The sequence below is a fragment of the Marinobacter nanhaiticus D15-8W genome (genome assembly GCF_036511935.1).
Classification (GTDB): domain Bacteria; phylum Pseudomonadota; class Gammaproteobacteria; order Pseudomonadales; family Oleiphilaceae; genus Marinobacter_A; species Marinobacter_A nanhaiticus.
Genome location: NZ_AP028878.1, coordinates 3,705,298 through 3,720,223 on the forward strand (window position 1 = coordinate 3,705,298; position 14,926 = coordinate 3,720,223).

The 14,926-nt window shown below is 59.6% G+C and carries 15 protein-coding genes and 1 riboswitch; of the genes, 7 read left to right on the forward strand and 8 right to left on the reverse strand.

Annotated elements, in window-relative coordinates; translation table 11 throughout:
- Nucleotides 1-3: 3 nt before the first annotated feature.
- The 3 genes from RE428_RS16620 to RE428_RS16630 form a co-directional block, all read right to left on the reverse strand.
- The gene (locus RE428_RS16620; protein ID WP_205624682.1) at nucleotides 4-1,164 is read right to left on the reverse strand and encodes an efflux RND transporter periplasmic adaptor subunit; all 1,161 of its coding nucleotides are present in this window, start codon (nucleotides 1,162-1,164) and stop codon (nucleotides 4-6) included.
- A gap of 670 nt (nucleotides 1,165-1,834) precedes the next feature.
- Entirely contained in the window at nucleotides 1,835-2,434 is a 600-nt protein-coding gene (gene wrbA / locus RE428_RS16625) for an NAD(P)H:quinone oxidoreductase (protein ID WP_004583064.1), read from the reverse strand.
- A 268-nt stretch (nucleotides 2,435-2,702) separates the two neighbouring features.
- Nucleotides 2,703-3,218 carry a DUF4124 domain-containing protein gene (locus RE428_RS16630; RefSeq protein WP_004583065.1) on the reverse strand — a complete coding sequence of 172 codons (516 nt, stop codon included), beginning with the start codon at nucleotides 3,216-3,218 and terminating at the stop codon, nucleotides 2,703-2,705.
- 137 nt (nucleotides 3,219-3,355) lie between these two features.
- On the opposite strand from RE428_RS16630, the gene RE428_RS16635 reads away from it, so the two are divergent.
- Both RE428_RS16635 and RE428_RS16640 read left to right on the forward strand, forming a co-directional pair.
- Nucleotides 3,356-4,015, forward strand: a complete 660-nt coding sequence (locus RE428_RS16635; protein WP_004583066.1) for a potassium channel family protein — start codon at nucleotides 3,356-3,358, stop codon at nucleotides 4,013-4,015.
- An 80-nt stretch (nucleotides 4,016-4,095) separates the two neighbouring features.
- Nucleotides 4,096-5,379, forward strand: a complete 1,284-nt coding sequence (locus tag RE428_RS16640) for a TrkH family potassium uptake protein (protein ID WP_004583067.1) — start codon at nucleotides 4,096-4,098, stop codon at nucleotides 5,377-5,379.
- Nucleotides 5,380-5,386: 7 nt separating this feature from the next.
- On the opposite strand, the gene RE428_RS16645 is transcribed toward RE428_RS16640, so the two are convergent.
- Both RE428_RS16645 and RE428_RS16650 read right to left on the reverse strand, forming a co-directional pair.
- Nucleotides 5,387-6,331, reverse strand: a complete 945-nt coding sequence (locus tag RE428_RS16645; RefSeq protein WP_004583068.1) for a cation diffusion facilitator family transporter — start codon at nucleotides 6,329-6,331, stop codon at nucleotides 5,387-5,389.
- Between the two features lie 137 nt (nucleotides 6,332-6,468).
- Complete coding sequence (locus tag RE428_RS16650; RefSeq protein WP_004583069.1) at nucleotides 6,469-6,798, reverse strand: TraR/DksA family transcriptional regulator; 330 nt, start codon at nucleotides 6,796-6,798, stop codon at nucleotides 6,469-6,471.
- Between the two features lie 169 nt (nucleotides 6,799-6,967).
- Between RE428_RS16650 and RE428_RS16655 the strand changes: the two genes are divergently transcribed.
- Complete coding sequence (locus RE428_RS16655) at nucleotides 6,968-7,984, forward strand: ChaN family lipoprotein (RefSeq protein ID WP_004583070.1); 1,017 nt, start codon at nucleotides 6,968-6,970, stop codon at nucleotides 7,982-7,984.
- 4 nt (nucleotides 7,985-7,988) lie between these two features.
- On the opposite strand, the gene eutC is transcribed toward RE428_RS16655, so the two are convergent.
- The 3 genes from eutC to RE428_RS16670 form a co-directional block, all read right to left on the reverse strand.
- Nucleotides 7,989-8,738 carry an ethanolamine ammonia-lyase subunit EutC gene (gene eutC, locus RE428_RS16660; protein WP_004583071.1) on the reverse strand — a complete coding sequence of 250 codons (750 nt, stop codon included), beginning with the start codon at nucleotides 8,736-8,738 and terminating at the stop codon, nucleotides 7,989-7,991.
- Nucleotides 8,725-10,134, reverse strand: a complete 1,410-nt coding sequence (locus RE428_RS16665) for an ethanolamine ammonia-lyase subunit EutB (protein WP_040883790.1) — start codon at nucleotides 10,132-10,134, stop codon at nucleotides 8,725-8,727. The genes eutC and RE428_RS16665 overlap by 14 nt, the downstream gene beginning before the upstream one ends.
- Nucleotides 10,135-10,228: 94 nt before the next feature.
- The gene (locus RE428_RS16670; RefSeq protein ID WP_004583073.1) at nucleotides 10,229-10,885 is read right to left on the reverse strand and encodes a glutathione S-transferase family protein; all 657 of its coding nucleotides are present in this window, start codon (nucleotides 10,883-10,885) and stop codon (nucleotides 10,229-10,231) included.
- 343 nt (nucleotides 10,886-11,228) lie between these two features.
- Nucleotides 11,229-11,330, forward strand: a riboswitch (guanidine-I (ykkC/yxkD leader).
- A 77-nt stretch (nucleotides 11,331-11,407) separates the two neighbouring features.
- On the opposite strand from RE428_RS16670, the gene RE428_RS16675 reads away from it, so the two are divergent.
- From RE428_RS16675 to RE428_RS16690, 4 genes are all read left to right on the forward strand, one after another.
- A complete protein-coding gene (locus tag RE428_RS16675; RefSeq protein ID WP_004583074.1) occupies nucleotides 11,408-12,460 on the forward strand; it encodes a putative urea ABC transporter substrate-binding protein in 1,053 nt (350 codons plus the stop codon).
- A 68-nt stretch (nucleotides 12,461-12,528) separates the two neighbouring features.
- Nucleotides 12,529-13,347: an ABC transporter permease gene (locus RE428_RS16680; RefSeq protein WP_004583075.1), complete on the forward strand. Its 819-nt coding sequence runs from the start codon at nucleotides 12,529-12,531 to the stop codon at nucleotides 13,345-13,347.
- Nucleotides 13,348-13,358: 11 nt separating this feature from the next.
- Nucleotides 13,359-14,144, forward strand: coding sequence for an ABC transporter ATP-binding protein (locus RE428_RS16685; protein WP_004583076.1), 786 nt, complete (start codon nucleotides 13,359-13,361; stop codon nucleotides 14,142-14,144).
- 20 nt (nucleotides 14,145-14,164) lie between these two features.
- A complete protein-coding gene (locus tag RE428_RS16690; protein ID WP_004583077.1) occupies nucleotides 14,165-14,917 on the forward strand; it encodes an urea amidolyase associated protein UAAP1 in 753 nt (250 codons plus the stop codon).
- Nucleotides 14,918-14,926 lie beyond the last annotated feature (9 nt).

Consider the following 14,926-nt stretch of genomic DNA (forward strand, 5'->3'; position numbering starts at 1 on the left):
ACCTCAGTTATAGCGTTCGGGGCCCTGCCCCATAACGGACACCTTCTGCCCTTCCGAGACGAACTCCGCGCCACGGGCTACGATGCGATCACCCGGAGACAAAGCCCCGGCCACCGCGGCGATCTGCTCGCTGACGGCCAGCACGTCCAACTCAATTCGTTCCAGCCGATTGTCCTCATCCAGACGCAGGACGTGGGCCTGTTCGCGGGTGTCGTAGACCAACGCCGTAAGCGGCACCCTGACCGCCGAGTCTCCCTCCTCAAGGGTCTGCATATCGCCTGCCGCAATATCCAGATGAACCTGGGCGGTCATCCCCGAGCGCAGGCCGCCAACAGGTTCTTCCAGAGCCAGGATGATCGGATAGTTGTTCGACGATTGCGGCTGGGTACCAATATGCTTGATGGAGGCCGGTACCGGCTCGCCGCCCAGGGCGGGGATGGTAATGGTATGCAGGGACTTGGCGTTGAGGTGACCTACGAGGTTCTCGGCAACGCTGGTTTCCACTTCGAAACCGTCACGGTCGGAAATGACATCGAGCACGGCCTGGTTTGGACTGACTCGCTCGGCGGGTTCCACGTGCCGCTGACTGATCGACCCGGAAAAGGGGGCCTTCAATTCGGTCAGGCGCAAATCCCGCGCCGCGAGACGCCGGGATGCCACCGCCGATTCATAACGGGAACGCGCTGACTCCAGGGACGCTTCGGCACTGTCCAGCTGCGACTGGCTGGTATAGCCCTTCTCCCGCAAACTGTTCTGGCGATTGTAGGCAAGCCGGGCTTCATCCAGCGCAGCTTTCGCTTCCTGCTCAGTGGCAACGGCGCGGTCGTACTCCAGCTGATAACGAGCGTCTTCAAGCACCGCCAGCGTTTCCCCGGCCTCGACATTATCGCCCACATCCACAGTCAGGCGTTCTATCTTGCCGGAGATCTCGAAGCTGAGTTCGGTCTGCTCAGCAGCCTTCACGCGGCCCGATAGCGTGATCTCAGAGGAACCATTGGCTGGCAAGACGGTGGCGGCATCCACGACCCGGGGCTTTTCCTCCTCGCTGTCAGCGCCTGTTGACGAGCTGCAGCCTGCGATAAAGAGGGCCAGTATGGGAATCGTGATACCCATACCCCGGGTCCGGCCCCAAACCCCGGCAAAAACTCTGTTTGAAAGGCTCATAACGCATCTCTCCGGCGTGACGCGGCGATTTAATCAATTGATTACGCCATCGTATAATCACTTGATTAAATTTCAAGATGCAAGCTGTAAAAAGAGATGTTCACCGCACTTTAGCGGGAATCCGTATAACGGAACGCGTGCCGGGAATGGGGCAGCCCACCGGACTGCTCCGAAGCTAAAGAGGGTGTTGCAAAAGCTTGCGGCTTGAAGCCTCTCTCCCCTGGCGGGGTGTAGGCGGAAGTAGCGAAGCAGCGCTTCGCCCGCCGGAACGCCCGGAGCCTCCGACGACGGGCTGGGGCGCGGAGCGGAGGTTTGGAGAGAGGGGGGGACGAGGCGAAAGCCTCGCTCGAAGTCGGCTCTGGCAACGATGGGCGCCTGACGGCGCTGCCCCCTCTCCCCGGCCCTCTCCCGCGAGGGGAGAGGGAGTTTATGCCGGTACTTTGGAGATACGGCTACTTTTGCAACACCCTCTAAAGCGTCGGCTACATTTTCCAGATCACTCGAGCATGTAGCAGATGCTTCAGCTTCTGAGGCGCCGAAGGTGCCCATAGTCTTACGACACATGCGGAGTACTCCCGGCTCTCCCCGTCACACTAATACGCGATAAACCAAAAGAAAGGCCCACCGGACGGTGGGCCTAGGGAGACAAACGTCAGGAGAAATAGACAGCCTAGTCGAAAAGCCGCGCTGTGGTCCTGGCGACCAATTCGCCCTGGTGGCGGGCGCCTTCCAGTTCTATCTCACTGGGCTCTCTAGAACCATCCGAACCGGCAATGGTCGTCGAACCATAGGGCGCACCGCCGACGATCTCATCCAGGGTCGCCTGACCTTTATGGCTGTAGGGCAGGCCCACGATAATCATGCCGAAGTGCAACAGGTTGGTGATCACGGAGAACAGCGTGGTTTCCTGCCCGCCGTGCTGGCTGGCTGTCGACGTGAAAGCGCTACCGACCTTCCCGACCATCGCCCCCTTGGCCCAGAGGCCGCCGGCCTGGTCCAGGAACGCCGCCATCTGACTGCTGACCCGACCGAACCGGGTGGGCGTGCCGATCACGATGGCATCGTAGTTCGCCAGGTCCTCCACCTTGGCAATCGGGGCTTCCTGATCCAGCTTGAATCCCGCATCCTTAGCAACATCTTCCGGCACGGTTTCCGGCACACGCTTGATATCGGCTTCCATGTCGGCGTTACGCACGCCGGTAGCGATCGCCTTGGCCATGGTTTCGATATGGCCGTACGAGGAGTAATAAAGTACAAGGACCTTAGCCATGTGTGACCTCCTGTTCAGTGGGTAAGGCAGATCCGGTTGTCCGAGCGCGGAGTCTGTCCAGGAAAGTAATACGCGAAGCCATCGCCTCAGGTTCAGACGACAGTACCAAGCAAAAAAATTACATTGCACCCGCCGCCCGCATGCCATCAAGAACAAATGTTTCTTGTCGTATTACGGTCGATCAAGCTAAGTATTTTTCAGATGATTTTGCAGGGAGTCTTGGCGCAAGAAGAAGTAACGACGCGGCCTAAGAAACACAAGGCTCTAGTTATTCGTAATCAGTGATGCGCGGCTGCGGAACAGACTTACACTCGTTAAAGGCGTAGCCTCTGGTGCCTCCACCCAGCGTTTGATATTTGGCGAAACAATCCTGACTTTTGCGGTATTCCTCCATTTTTGCCCTATAAATTGCCATTCTCTCCGCGCGGGTGAGTCTCGCCTGGCCTGGCTTTGGAGCGATAACCGGGGGCTCTTGAGTTTTCCCGCCACCTTTCCGCTCCGCTAGTGATTCAGGGGCATGACTTTCCTCAGTTTCCAGGCGCAAGCGCCTCACATCATCCGCCGCCCGTTCGGCACGCTCAACAATAGCTTTCGCTTCTTGTCTTTCTTCGGCAGACGGTTGACTTGTATCGACTTGAACTTGCTCAACCGATGCTCTGTACTCCTCAGGAACAGAATCAGAAAAGTGCACAACACCTTTCTCATCGATCCATTTGTATAACTCAGCAGAGGCTTGCGATCCAGTCGCAACATATAGCGAAACGAGCAACAACGCGCGGAACATCAAGATATCCTTTTCAGTACATCTATCCTGCATGAGTTAACTATAGCTCACAATTTCATCAGGTTGTCTATCGCAGGAGAGCACTCTGCTAACATGCCGGAAAAAAGGTATCGCTAGCCAAGGACGAAGGACACCTCATGATAGAACGGCAACAATTCGTGGTGATTGGACTGGGCGTTTTCGGCGAGACTATCGCCAAGGAACTGACCCGACTGGGACACGATGTACTCGGGGTAGACACCGACGAAAGCCGCATCGACCGACTGGCAGAATCGATCACCCACGCCGTGATTGCCGACGTGACTGACGAGAATGCCCTGAAGGAGTTGGATGTGGGGCAATACGACGTCGGGGTGGTCGCGATCGACAATGACTTCGAGGCCGCTATCCTGGCGACGATGCAATTGCTCGATATGGGTATCAAGAAGGTATGGGCCAAGGCGATCACCAGCCAGCATCACCGCATCCTCGACAAGATCGGCGCCACCCGGGTGATCGGGCCTGAATTCGAGATGGGCGTGCGGGTCGCCCAGGAACTCAACTACCCCATGGTCAACAACTACATCGGCCTCGGGGACGATGAGTTTGTCGTCGAGATCTTCGCCACCGATCAACTTCATGATACGGCCCTGCAGGAGCTGGCCCGGGAAACCGAAGCCGAAGTCACGCTGCTGGTAGTTAAACGCGGCGCTGAAACGACGATCAATCCCGCGGACGACTTTGTCCTCCACAAGGGCGACCAAATCGTGCTCGCCGGCACCCTCACCGAATTCCGAAAACTCGCCGATCGCATATGAGTTACTGGCGGCCGGCGCTATTCCCCAGGCATCCGCGGTCTTCCCGATCAGGCCCTCGTCGCACCAGCCCACCAAGGCTGTTGATCGAGGGTTTCCTGGTCCTGATTGTCGTCGGTAGCTGTCTGCTGAAAACACCCTGGGCCACCCATGTACCGATCACCTGGTTGGAAGCCGCCTTTACCGCAACGTCAGCCGTCACAGTAACAGGCCTGGTGGTCGTCGATACCGGTAGCCAGTTCACACTGTTCGGGCAGTTGGTCATCCTGACACTGATCCAGTTCGGCGGGCTGGGGCTAATGACTTTCGCTGTGCTTACCGCAGTCGCCCTGGGCTTCCGCCTGGGCCTGAAACAGCAATTGGTCGCCCAGGAAGCCCTGAACGAGATTTCGATCAAGACGACCCGCAAAGCCGGGGCCCACATTGCGTTATTTGCACTGATCAGTGAAGCCATCGGCCTTGCAGTGCTGGCCTGCTTCTTCGTCCCGGAAAAGGGCTGGCTGGACGGCCTCTATCACGCGCTGTTCTACGCTATATCGGCGTTCAACAATGCTGGCTTCGGGTTATCCCCGGACAGTTTGATGGCCTATGTCTCAAGCCCCGGCATCTCGTTGACGGTCAGCGCCCTCTTCCTGGTGGGCGGATTGGGCTATATCGTGGTGAAGGAGGTGCTGGAGAAGCGTAGTTTCACCGCCCTGTCGGTCTACTCCAAGTTGATCCTGGTCACCACCGTCATTCTCAATATCGCAGCCACCGCGATCTTCCTGTTGCTGGAGTACGGCAATCCCGAAACCCTGGGCGCCATGAATGCCTTTGGCGACAAGCTGCTGGCGGCCTGGTTCCAGAGCACCACACCACGTACAGCCGGCTTCAATACCCTGGACATCAGTGCGCTGACCCAGGGGACCTGCGTCCTGTTCCTGCTGCTGATGTTTATTGGCGGTGCGCCCAATTCCACCTCCAGCGGCATCAAGCTCACCACGTTCGTCATCCTGATCGTGGCCACACGTTCTTTCCTGAAGGGCAATCTCAATCCGTCCATCTTCAAGCGGTCAATCACCCGTGAAGCCGTGATCAAGGCCTTAGCGATCACGACACTGGCCATGGCAACCATTTTTCTCGGCGTCTTCGGACTGACGATAACGACCGACTACGGCTTTCTCGACCTCGCATTCGAGGCGGTTTCCGCGTTCGGCACGGTGGGACTCTCAGGGGGCGCAACAGGAGAGCTCAACGCAGCCGGCCAGATCATCATTATGCTGGTCATGTTGATTGGCCGCGTCGGCCCACTCACACTCGGCTACATCCTCACCATGCGCAGCAAATCCCACGTGCGCTATGCAAAGACGGAATTCCCAGTGGGATAGTTCCGCGTCAGCAATGGTCCGGCATGGGGCACCCGCGCATGTTCCGCTCCCACTGGATGGTGACATGGCTGATATTGAATTCCTTGCGCAACCTGCCTTCGAGGGTTTCCAGCAGCGCATCGTCCGAGTGCGGATCGGGCTTGACCAAGTGGGCCGTGAGAGCGTTTTCCGTGGTGCTCATACCCCAGATATGGACGTGATGGACATCTTCTACGCCTGGCAGATCAACCAGCATTTCGCGCACCTGATCAGGGTCGATCCCAGAGGGCACCGCGTCCAGGCTGAGGTTGAGCGATTCCCGTAACAGGCCCCAGGTACCGATCAGGATCACAACCACGATGGCAAGGCTGACAACAGGGTCGATCCATTGCAGGCCGGTCCAGAGAATCAAGCCGCCGGCTACCGCTACTCCGAGAGAGATACCGGCGTCGGCGGCCATGTGCAGGAAGGCGCCACGGATGTTCAGGTCTTCCTTCTGGCCCCTCATGAACAGCATCATGGTGGCCGTATTGATGACCACACCAACAAGGGCAACCACGATAACGGTGGTACCGGCCACCTCCGCAGGGTTTGCAAAGCGTCGGATGGATTCCCAGGCTATGCCGCCGATGGCAAACATCAGTACCAGCGCATTCAGGAGCGCAGCCAGGATCGTGGTTTTCTTCAAGCCATAGGTGCGCCACTTGGTGGCCTGGCGTTGTGCGAGCCAGGCCGCACCCCACGCCAACATCAGACCCAACACATCACTCAGGTTATGTCCGGCGTCTGCCAATAGCGCCATGGAGTCCGCCAGCACCCCATACACGGCTTCCACCACCACGAAAATCACATTTAGCGCGATGCCGATCGCGAACGCCCGGCTGTTCGGGGTTCCATGGGAGTGACCGTGCGCGTGATGGCCGTGGGCGTGCCCATGAGAATGCCCCTGTTGATGGGAATGACTGTGCGCCATGCTTGCGGCTCCTGTTCGTGATAAACAGTTCGTCGTGGAAATACGACGCCCGGAAAGAAACTGCGTTCTTTCTAAACCCTGTAACCACTGCAGGGTCAAGCATTCATGCACACATGCTGTTCTTCAGGCAGCCGATCTCAACTGGATCGCTGGTCGGCACAACCAACACAGACGGTAGTCTGCGGCAGCACCTTAAGACGTTCGGGATTGATGAACTCGCCGCAGACCTCGCAGATATCGCCCTCATCTTCGGCGATGCGGGCCAAGGCACGTTCCACCTGCTTGAGTTCGGAACGGGCTTCCAAATCGAGGCTGTCCACCACTTCGTCGTTCTGGCGCTGGATCGCCTGTTCGGCGAAATCGGCCTCAAGCGGGCCGTCGTCGCGGTGCTGGTGGGCGGTGTAACGGTTGATCCGCTCCCTCAGTTCACTGCGGAGCGCTTCGAGGAATTCTTTTCGTTCAGGCATGGTCTTACCTCACAGTAGGCTGACCTAGTCTAACTATAGGCCGCCCTGGCCAGATTGATACAGGTCAGTGGTAAGACAGTTCGAGGCGGAATTGGTGTCCTCATGTTTCATTCTGGTCGCCGGCAGCTATCATAAGTACACCCCTGTCTTATCTTCGCAGGAGACTCCGTTGTCGTTTCGAGCCGCTATCGCCAGTTCCCTTTCGGTCGCCCTCCTATCCGGCTGCGCATCGGTGGCAACCGAGGAACAACCAAAAGCGCGGACGCTGCTTCCCCTGCATTCGATTCTCAACACGCACATCATCGACTCGGAAACCGGCCGGGGCATTTCCGTCGAGGCCCTGGCGGAACGCTGGCAGGACGTGGATGTCGTGGTCATCGGTGAATTGCATGGCCATAATGGAGCGCATCTGCTCCAGGCCCGGATGCAGGTAGCACTCTACCAACATCACCCGAGCCAGATACTGTCCCTCGAGCAGTTCAACGTGGTCCACCAGCCTCAACTGGACCGATACCTGGGCGGTGAACTTGGGGAAGCGGAAATGATCGAGGACGCCGAAGCCTGGGACAATTACAAGGCGTCCTATCGGCCCCTGGTGGCGTTCGCAGCGGATCTGGGTGAGCCGGTTATCGCAGCCAATGCGCCAGCCGATATGGTTCGCTGTGTCGGGCGCCAGGGTACAAGTGCACTTGAGGCATTTCCTCCGAAGATGCAGGCGTTGCTGCCGGAAGATCCGTTCTACAGCGACCCTGCCTATCGGGAACGGTTCTTTGGCGCCCTGGGCGGGCATGGCGGGAACGCATCGAACCAACTGGAAAACCGTTACAAGGCCCAGTTACTCAGGGACAACACCATGGCTTCCCGGATCGCTCAGGCGTTGAAAGAGCACCCAGGGCATCAGGTTCTACACCTGACAGGCACATTCCACAGCGAATACCGCTCCGGCACGGTTGCAGCATTGGAGGCTCTCGCTCCCGATCTGCAGATCAGGGTCTTGAGTCCGGTCGTGGTTGAGCAGGCCAACGCGCCGTCGTTCGACCAGGCGGACCTCGACAAGGGCGATGCGATCTACCTCCTGGCACCACTGCCCCCGGAATACGCCGATCCTGAACGAATGCGTGACGCCATCCGGGCACAATTCTCCGAAGCCCGCGACATCGAATGCCCGCAGGCCACATCGCCGTAAATCTTCAGTCGGGCGCTTCGCCTTCTATCAACTGCCCACGATCCTTGAGACCCACTCCGGTCAGCTCCATCTTCATGGCACCGCGAATCAGGGAAACCAGACGCACTGCGGCGACCGGGGGCACCAGGCCGTCCGCATGGATATTGGAGATGCAATTACGCTCGCTGTTCTGGCGACCGAGCCTGGGTTGCCAGGTGATGTAGGCACCAAGGCTTGCGGGACTGGACAAGCCCGGCCGCTCGCCGATCAGCATAACCACCATACGTGCACCAAGGCGCTCGCCGATCTCATCTCCGATACCGACCCGGCCCTGGCCGGCAAGAACCAAAGGCCCCACGCGCAGGGATGAAAGCTGGGGCAGCGTCTCCGCCAACAGGTCCGGCGCGTTGCGACTGACGGCCTCGGCGGAGAGGCCATCCGCAATCACGAAGACAATATCCCACTCACCCGTCTCGAGTTTGACGATATCCGCCTCGACCACGCGGCGCCCGAGGTCGGGGCGTTGCAGGTATTCGGCTCGATCCGTCACGCGGGAGGCGATCCGGATAATCTGCGGGCAATGTGCGATCCGTGATGTCAGGGCTTGCTCGAGGGCGTCGAAATCCAGTGCGCTGTGAACCGAGTCCCTTGCCATGGCATGCGCGACGCGGAAGTCCAGCAGATGCTTCGTCGGTAGCCCATTTCCAGCCCGGCCCATACCGATACGGGCATTGGTGAAGCGGCGCAACCTGCGCCAGGGTTCATCCGGCAACATGGGCATCCTCCGCTGAATCGGGGAATTGCAGCAGTGCCCTTGGCGCCCTATCCAACTGGGGCCTGACGCGGCCATGGGTATCCAGGATGGCCATCTTCTGCAACCAGGCATCGAATTCGGGTGCCGGCCGCTTACCCAGCACCTGTCGGACATAGAGCGCGTCGTGGAAGCTGGTGCTCTGGTAATTGAGCATGATGTCGTCGGCGCCCGGCACGCCCATCACGAAATTCACGCCGGCGACGCCCAGCAGGGTCAGCAGGTTGTCCATGTCGTCCTGGTCCGCTTCGGCGTGATTGGTGTAGCACACGTCCACGCCCATCGGCACGCCCAGCAACTTGCCACAGAAATGGTCCTCCAGCCCCGCCCGGGTGATCTGGCGTCCGTCAAACAGGTATTCCGGGCCGATAAAACCCACCACCGTATTCACCAGCAACGGCCGGAAACGCCGCGCAACCGCGTAGGCTCGGGTCTCCATGGTCTGCTGATCAATGCCCTGGTGGGCATCCGCCGATAACGCGCTGCCCTGCCCGGTTTCGAAATACATGACATTGTCGCCCAGGGTGTAGCGCTTCATCGCGAGCGCCGCCTGGTGCGCCTCGTCCAGCAACGACAGCGAGATACCGAAGCTTTCGTTAGCCGCTTCAGAACCCGCAATCGACTGAAATACCAGGTCCACTGGCGCCCGGCGCTCCATGGCTTCCAACGCAGTGGTCACATGCGCCAGGACGCAGCTCTGGGTGGGGATATCGAAGCGCTGGCGCAGGTCGTCGATCAGTTCGAGCTGATGGACCATCGTATCCACGTTATCCGACACCGGGTTGATACCGATCACCGCGTCGCCACAGCCATACATCAGACCATCGAGGATCGAGGCGGCGATACCTGTGACGTCGTCGGTCGGATGGTTGGGCTGCAGCCTCACCGAGAGATGACCCGGCGCACCGACGGTATTGCGGAAGCGAGTGACCACGTGGCATTTCTGCGCGACGGCGATGAGGTCCTGGTTGCGCATCAATTTGGAGACCGCAGCGACCATCTCCGGCGTCAGGCCGGGCGCGAGCGAAGCCAATACGTCCGGTGTGGCGGTATCCCCCAGCAGCCAGTCCCGTAACTCGCCAACGGTGAGGCCGGCCACAGCCGTAAACGCTTTGGCATCGTGGGTATCGACGATCAGCCGGGTGACTTCGTCGGTCTCGTAGGGGATCACGGCTTCGTTGAGGAATTGCTTCAGGGGCAAGTCCGCCAGGGCTATCTGCGCGGCCACCCGCTCAGTAGCCGAGGCGGCGGCAAGCCCCGCCAGCTGATCACCTGAACGCAAAGGCGTGGCGCGCGCCATTAGGGTACGCAGATCCGGAAAGCTAAACCGTTCTCCGGATACAGTTGCTGAGTAAGCCATGCGTCCTCCATGGGCTGGTTAGGGACGGTTTCGTTCCTTTGTAGTCAGCAAAAATCTGCAAGCCCCATGCCTACACCGAAGCCATGACTGAGGATCAGTTCAGATCGACGCCAACTTCTTCTTCCGGCAGCACCTCTTTTTCTTCCAGTGCGGCAGAGCGCCATCGACGCATGCTGTCATGATCGCGCAGACGCGCGGCATACTGCTGCGCTCCATCGGAGAGTTCGACACCGTAGGTCAGAAAACGGAACGCCACGGGCGCAAAGAAACAGTCGGCTATGGAGAAAGAGCCGAACAACCAGGGGCCCAGTTCACCGTATTGCGTACTGTATTCGGTCCAAATGGCGTCGATTCGGGCCACCTCCTTTCTCGCCACCTCGCTCAGCTCCACCTGCCGTCTCGCCCGGCAGTTCATAGGCATCTCGCTCCGAATAGCGGAAAAGCCGGCATGCATTTCGGTACAGATTGCACGGGCCTGGGCCCGCGCCCATCGGTCAGCTGGCCAGCCCTGCCCCTCAAGGTAGGCTTCGGAAACGTATTCGCAGATCGCGAGGGAATCCCACACCGTTACGCCGCCATCGATCAATACCGGCACGCGGCAGGTGGGCGAGTAACGCCTCAGTCGATTCTGGATATTTTCTTTCTGCAGGGATTCCTGGATCTCCTCGAACTGGAGACCAAAGGCCGACATCAGCAGCCAGGGACGCAGTGACCAGGAGGAGTAGTTCTTGTTGCCGATGACGAGTTGCATGCCCAAGCCCCCAGAGGAGAAGTGAATTTCATGCCGCCGTGGCGATCGATGACTTGACTCATCAGCATAGAACGAAGGCAGCAAAGGTACACCCAAATCTCGCTTGGGCATGCGCCGCTGCCCGAACGCACCATCGGCGACAAACACCCTGGCATATGCACCCGATTGGTGCAGCGAGGCCAGGCACGGGTTTGCTCGGCGGGACGTCCAGAGGAGCAAACCCTAATAGAAATAGACGCCTACGGAAAATGGCACCGGCTTTGCTGACTCCCAGTTGAGGAATCAAATGGCGGGTCGCCATTTCGAAGGCCCACGGCCTTCCAGATTCACGACAACCTGAACACCAATAGACAGCTAGGGTTCCGGTCGGTCACAAGCCGATGCCTGGTCCGAGAGCGGTCGACCTTCTTGCAAGGTTACACGGCGGGACAAAAGCCCGGGAGGACAATCGATGGTACTCGCCATTTGATTCCTCTCGATGCTTTACGAATCACTCGACACCCGCTTGCCAAGGAGGTCACGATGACCCGTAAGCTGTACATAACAACTGCCCTGCTCTTATCCCTGACCTTTGCCCCCGTCACCTTTGCCCGGGATTCATTCAACGTCTGCTGGTCGATCTACGTCGGCTGGATGCCCTGGGGCTATGCCGAGAATGCCGGCATCATCGATAAATGGGCGGATAAGTACGACATCGACATCAATGTCGTGCAGATCAACGACTATATCGAATCCATCAACCAGTACACGGCCGGCCAATACGACGCCTGCGTGATGACCAACATGGACGCCCTCACCATTCCTGCTGCAGGTGGCGTTGACTCGACCGCACTGATCGTCGGCGATTTCTCCAACGGGAACGACGGCGTCGTCCTCAAGGGCAAGGATAGCCTGAGCGATATCGAAGGCCAGCGGGTCAACCTGGTCGAACTCTCCGTCTCCCACTACATGCTGGCCCGCGCCCTCGAAACCGTTGGCATGAGCGAGCGCGATATCACCGTGGTCAACACGTCCGACGCCGACATGGTCTCCGCGTACACCAGTGACGACGTCACCGCCGTCGCCACCTGGAACCCCCTACTGAGTGAAATCACCAGCATGCCCGACAGCCACCTGGTGTTCGACTCCTCGCGCATTCCCGGCGAAATCATCGACCTGATGGTGGTCAATACCGATGTACTGGAAGCCAACCCCAAACTGGGCAAGGCGCTGACCGGTGCCTGGTACGAAGTCATGACGGCCATGCAGGGCGAAGGCGAGGACGCGGTCCAGGTGCGCAAGGAACTGGCGGACGCCTCTGGCACTGATCTGGAAGGCTACGATAGCCAACTGGACAGCACCCGCATGTTCTACGACCCGGCCAAGGCGGTGGAATTCGTCAACAGCCCGGAACTGCAGGAAACCATGCAGAAAGTGGCAGAGTTCTCCTTCGAACACGGCCTGCTGGGTGAAGGTGCGCCCGATGCAACCTTCATTGGCGTGGAAACCCCGACTGGCACCTACGGCAATAGCGGCAATACCCAGCTCCGCTTCATTCCGGACTACATGCAGATGGCAGCCGACGGCGCGCTATAGCCTGCGGCCTGCCCGTGTCACCCCGGTCGCACGGCGACCGGGCCTGAACCGAAGCCGGAAACCGATCCATGAAGAAGCTGATCAACCAACAGCCGGGCATCGTGTCCCGCTGGGCCCTGGGCCTGCTGCCGTTCCTGGTCATCGCCGTGATCTACACGGCGGCCTCGAACGCACGCCTGGAGGAAAACCCCAACGATAAGCTGCTGCCCTCGAGTACAGCCATGGTGGAAGCCATGCAACGCATGGCGTTCGAGCCCAGCAAGCGCACCGGGGACTACGTGCTCTGGACCGATACGGCCGCAAGCCTGCAGCGCCTTGCGATCGGCGTCGGGCTGGCGGCACTGGCGGGGCTCGTATTCGGCATCGCCAATGGCGCCATTCCGCTGTTCCGGGCCGGCTTCTCGCCGCTGATTACAGGCATATCGTTGGTGCCGCCCATGGCCATCCTGCCCGTCCTCTTTATCGCCTTCGGGCTCGAAGAGCTGGCTAAGGTCATGCTGATCTTCATAGGCATCACGCCCTTCATCATCCGCGATCTCCAATTGCGGACCATGGAGATCCCCGAGGAACAGATCATCAAGATGCAGACCCTCGGCGCCAACACCTGGCAGATCATCGTCCGCCTGGTGTGGCCGCAGATCATGCCGCGACTGATCAGCGCCGTGCGCCTGTCGCTGGGTTCCGCCTGGCTGTTCCTGATCGCCGCCGAAGCCATCGCCGCAACCGACGGCCTGGGCTACCGGATCTTCCTGGTACGACGTTACCTGGCGATGGACGTGATCCTGCCCTACGTGCTCTGGATTACGCTGCTCGCCTTCGTCATCGACTTCCTGCTCAACCGGTATTCGCGATGGCGCTACCCCTGGTTCCACGGCCGGGCATCGTGAGGGAGGACACCATGGCCATTATCGAACTGAAGAACCTGTGGAAGGAATACGGGCCCGACGTGGTGCTCGAGCGATTGAATGCATCCGTCAGGACTGGCGAATTCGTCACCATTGTCGGTGCTTCCGGCTGCGGCAAGACCACTTTCCTCAAGATGCTGCTGGGCACCGAATCGCCCACCCGCGGCGAACTGCTGCTGGATGGCAAACCCATTGCGGCGGAACCGGACGAAACCCGCGGCATCGTCTTCCAGCGTTACTCCGTGCTGCCGCACCTGACGGCGCTGCGCAATGTGATGCTGGCCGGCGAACTGGAAGCCAGCCGCTTCCTGGGTCATACCTTCGGCCGCCAGCGTATGGCGCTGCAGAACGAGGCCCGCCAGATGCTAGAGGAAGTCGGCCTGGGCCACGCGCTGGATAAATACCCCCATGAGTTGTCCGGCGGCATGCAGCAACGCCTCGCCCTGGCCCAGGCACTGATGAAAAAGCCGCGCATCCTGCTCCTCGACGAACCGTTCGGAGCGCTGGACCCCGGTATCCGGCGGGATATGCACAAGCTGGTACTCAAGCTCTGGCGAGAGCAGCAACTCACGGTATTCATGATCACCCACGACCTGGACGAAGGCTTCTACCTCGGCACCCGGCTTTGGGTGTTCGATAAGGACCGTCTCGATCCCCAGGCACCCAATGCCTATGGAGCGCGCATCACCTACGACCTACCGGTCGGCCGTGACGAGCCCCAAGCCCTGGACACCATCGCGGACCGTGTGGACTCCACCGCCCGGGTCCTGAACGACTAGCCCAAACAAGGAGATGCGTAATGAGTGAAACGCTGATCTACGACTACACCATGCCCGGGGGCCATCACTGGTCCTTCCGCATGCGGCGCGGCACACGACTGCGGCTGACCGACCTTGAAGGCGGTGCCAATGCCGCCCTGTTGTTCTATAACCCGGAAAACCTGCTGGAGCGTTATAACGCGCCGGATACCCTAAAGGGCCAGCACACCTTCAAGCTGACCCGAGGCAACTGCCTCTATTCGGATATGGGCCGCTGCTTTGCCTCCGTCATCGAGGACAGCTTTGGTTGGCACGACACCGTCTGCGGCAACCTGAGCGCCGACGCCTGCCTGAAAAAGTACGGCGAGCACAGCTATCAGGCGTTCCGCAATGGCTGGTTCCTCAGCGGCGAAGCCAGCTTCCTCACCGAACTGGCCAAATATGGCCTGACAGAGCGGGACATGGCGGCCAACCTGAACCTTTTCAGCAAGGTCTACACCGACGAGGCAGGCAACCTCGCCTATGACCCGTCCGCATCCAAACCCGGCGCCCAGGTCGTCCTGCGTTTCGACATGGACACGCTGGTGCTGATGCACACCTGCCCGCACCCACTTAATCCCGCAAGTGCTTACCCGCGCCATCCCGTCAAGGTGGAATTCCTGACAGGACCGGCGATGACCGAAGACGACTACTGCCTGAACTTCCGCCCGGAAAACCGCCGCGCCCTGGAGAACACCCGGCTTTACTACCTGGACCCGGCCATCAGTCCGACCGTGGCGTACCAGAATCCATAAGGGAGCAAA

Bases quoted from the DNA above. Each gene is read 5' to 3' on its own strand.
- RE428_RS16635 (WP_004583066.1), top strand. From the start codon at position 3,356: ATGATAGAACGGCAACAATTCGTGGTGATTGGACTGGGCGTTTTCGGC.
- RE428_RS16685 (WP_004583076.1), top strand. From the start codon at position 13,359: ATGGCCATTATCGAACTGAAGAACCTGTGGAAGGAATACGGGCCCGAC.
- wrbA (WP_004583064.1), bottom strand. From the start codon at position 2,434: ATGGCTAAGGTCCTTGTACTTTATTACTCCTCGTACGGCCATATCGAA.
- eutC (WP_004583071.1), bottom strand. From the start codon at position 8,738: ATGTTGCCGGATGAACCCTGGCGCAGGTTGCGCCGCTTCACCAATGCC.
- RE428_RS16620 (WP_205624682.1), bottom strand. From the start codon at position 1,164: ATGAGCCTTTCAAACAGAGTTTTTGCCGGGGTTTGGGGCCGGACCCGG.
- RE428_RS16665 (WP_040883790.1), bottom strand. From the start codon at position 10,134: ATGGCTTACTCAGCAACTGTATCCGGAGAACGGTTTAGCTTTCCGGAT.
- RE428_RS16680 (WP_004583075.1), top strand. From the start codon at position 12,529: ATGAAGAAGCTGATCAACCAACAGCCGGGCATCGTGTCCCGCTGGGCC.
- RE428_RS16650 (WP_004583069.1), bottom strand. From the start codon at position 6,798: ATGCCTGAACGAAAAGAATTCCTCGAAGCGCTCCGCAGTGAACTGAGG.
- RE428_RS16630 (WP_004583065.1), bottom strand. From the start codon at position 3,218: ATGTTCCGCGCGTTGTTGCTCGTTTCGCTATATGTTGCGACTGGATCG.
- RE428_RS16670 (WP_004583073.1), bottom strand. From the start codon at position 10,885: ATGCAACTCGTCATCGGCAACAAGAACTACTCCTCCTGGTCACTGCGT.
- RE428_RS16675 (WP_004583074.1), top strand. From the start codon at position 11,408: ATGACCCGTAAGCTGTACATAACAACTGCCCTGCTCTTATCCCTGACC.
- RE428_RS16690 (WP_004583077.1), top strand. From the start codon at position 14,165: ATGAGTGAAACGCTGATCTACGACTACACCATGCCCGGGGGCCATCAC.
- RE428_RS16645 (WP_004583068.1), bottom strand. From the start codon at position 6,331: ATGGCGCACAGTCATTCCCATCAACAGGGGCATTCTCATGGGCACGCC.